The organism is Martinezella sp. CNPSo 3964 (assembly GCF_057784375.1).
This window is the reverse complement of record NZ_JBXSOW010000030.1, coordinates 1-2,800: the sequence shown is the minus strand read 5'-3', so window position 1 is coordinate 2,800 and position 2,800 is coordinate 1. Positions and strand designations below refer to the sequence as shown.

Below are 2,800 nucleotides of genomic sequence, written 5' to 3'. Positions count from 1 at the left end.
GGAAGCGCCGACGCCACGCGTTGGTCAACTTACACAGGAAAACAATACCGCCGCGCCCTCCTCGGAGGGCGCGGTTTTCGTTTGGAAGCGACATCGAGATGTAGCTTCAAAGTTTATAAGCTATTGTTATCTTTATCGTTACGGTGTCGCTTCGATATGCAATTCCCAGTCGGCCGCCGGCCCGACTGCGCCCACAGAGGCGTCAGCATTGTTCCTCCGACATCCGAAAGTATTTGAGCTCATAGCTATCGGAAGAAATGGCTCGGTCTTCCGGGCAGCCGCATCTGCGAAACCCCGTTTCAATTCGGGTTGCCGCAATACTTTCAGAGGCGATGGAATGACCTTGCCGCTGGAGGATAATGGCGCCGATGATCCTAGACGCCATGGTCAGCTGAAAGCAGCATAGGCAGCAATGATCGCCGCAACCTGACCGGTGCTCAACGCCTTCGTTTGGGCTGACGTAATCGCGTAGAGTTGGCTGCTAGACAGAATGGAAATATCGTAGGTTGACAGTCCAGGCAGGCCTCGAATGCCAATCGCTGCGATTTGTGCACTCGACAAGGCCGCAATGTCCTGTGACGACAAAATACCGACTTCTGTGCTGGTCAAAGCGCCAACCTGCACGGTCGACAACGACGCGATCTGTGCAGTCGACAGTGCGGCAATCTGGTCGGTCGTCATAGCGGCGGCCGAAGCGGGCTTCAGTGCGGCAATCTGTCCGGTCGAAAGTGATGCTATAGCGCCGGTGCTCAAAGCTGCAATCTGCTTCGAGCTCAGAACTCCAATCTGAGTCGAGCTCAGAACATGGACCTGAGCAGTCGTGAGCGCGCCGATCTGGCTGGATGTCAGCGCCGCAATCTGCGCCGTCTTCAAAGCGGCAATCGCGGAAGTCGGTAGCAACTCGATACTATCGGTGGAAAGCTGCGACAGCGCACGCGCGCTGATGGCTTCGATCTGGCTGTTCGACAATGCCGAAATATCTTGTGACGACAAAGCACCGATCTCTATGCTGGTCAAGGCACCAATCTGCACGGTCGACAACGACGCGATCTGCGCAGTCGACAGTGCGGCGATCTGATCGGTCGTCATAGCTGCGGCCGAGGCGGCCTTCAGTGCGGCAATCTGTCCGGTCGAAAGTGCTGCTACAGCGCCAGTGCTCAAAGCTGCAACTTGCTTCGAGCTCAGCGCCGTAATCTGGGCCGAACTCAAAACATGGACCTGAGCAGTCGTGAGCGCGCCGATCTGGCTGGATGTCAGCGCCGCAATCTGGGCCGTCTTCAAAGCGGCAATCGCAGCCGTAGAGAGCAGCGCGATGTTATCGGTGGAAAGCAGCGATAGCGCACGCGCGCTGATAGATTCGATCTGATCGCTCGACAATGCCGCTATATCCTGCGACGTCAAGACACCAACCTCCGTGCTGGTCAAGGCGCCAATCTGCGCTGTCGACAACGACGCGATCTGCGCACTCGACAGTGCGGCGATCTGGTCGGTCGTCATAGCTGCGGCCGAGGCGGGCTTCAGTGCGGCAATCTGTCCGGTCGAAAGTGACGCTACAGCGCCAGTGCTTAATGCTGCAACCTGCTTCGAGCTCAGAGCCCCAATCTGGGCCGAGCTTAGAGCATGGACCTGAGCAGTCGTGAGCGCGCCGATCTGGCTGGATGTCAGCGCCGCAATCTGCGCCGTCTTTAAAGCAGCAATCGTGGAGGTGGAAAGCAGCGCGATGTTGTCGGTGGAAAGCTGCGATAGTGCACGCGCATTGATGGCCCCGATCTGATCGCTCGACAATGCTGCAATATCTTGCGACGATAAAGCACCAACCTCTGTGCTGGTCAAAGCAGCGACCTGCACCGTCGATAATGAGCCGATCTGCGACGTCGACAGCCCGGCGATCTGACTGGAGGTCATAGCTTTCACTTCGGTCGTTGACAGCCCCTCAATCTGGACCGACGACAGAACGGCAAGCTGATCCAGTCCCAAGCCCACGATAGCGCTCGCCGATACGGCATTCAGTTGTTTCGTGGTGAGAACAGCGACATCCTGCGTACTCAACACCGCGATTTGTGTTGAAGTAAGCGCTTTAATTTGGCTCGTTCCCAGCGCAGCGACCTCATCCGTGGTTAAGGAAGCAATCGTGGCTGTGGGGAGATTACGGATCTGACTGGCTGACAGGGAAGAAATAATTGAAGTCATAGAGAGCGTTCCAAATGTTAGCTTGCTGGCGCCTTGCTTGTCCCCTCAGATAAGGAAGCTACAGCGGCTTTCGGATAGTTGACTGGCGACGGCGGTAAATGCCTGGGAACAGACGCGATTGCGAAACAATTAACTGCTTTGTTTTCATAGTGCCCGCACTATCCGCTAGAATATTTCTCAGCGACATCCCTAGCAAGGGCACCTGATCTGAAGCTTGCGTGGTACGACCGAAATGGTTCGTTGTATCTTTGCGGCGTTCTTCAGAATGGTTGATTGACGACGATTCTCGACACACTCGCACGCGCGTCTTCACACGAAGTATTCAAAACGCAGTGCTTTCGCGCCGCCAATAGCTCTCGAGTTTGTTGCCCACGGGCCACCACCGCCAGAGTTGCAGGGAGAAGCTGCGAAACTCACGCTTTTGATGTAACGCAATTTCTTTGAACAATGCCGCCAGCTGCCATGGTCTGGATGATTTTTCGCAGGTTACGCTTACCTACAAGTTTGCAACCTTGCTGCCGGAGCTTTTAACGTCTTTCGCAGGAGGTATCGATTTGGCCACTCAGGCAGACGCTCAAAGCCCCGATTGACGACGTCATGAACGCCTACG

General features: G+C 55.8%; 1 protein-coding gene. It reads right to left on the bottom strand.

From position 1 onward, the window contains the following. Window positions 1-387: 387 nt before the first annotated feature. Window positions 388-2,190 (bottom strand): hypothetical protein, encoded by a 1,803-nt coding sequence (locus AC13Q5_RS34960; RefSeq protein ID WP_488504955.1) that lies wholly within the window; start codon window positions 2,188-2,190, stop codon window positions 388-390. Window positions 2,191-2,800 lie beyond the last annotated feature (610 nt).

Bases quoted from the DNA above. Each gene is read 5' to 3' on its own strand.
- AC13Q5_RS34960 (WP_488504955.1), bottom strand. From the start codon at position 2,190: ATGACTTCAATTATTTCTTCCCTGTCAGCCAGTCAGATCCGTAATCTC.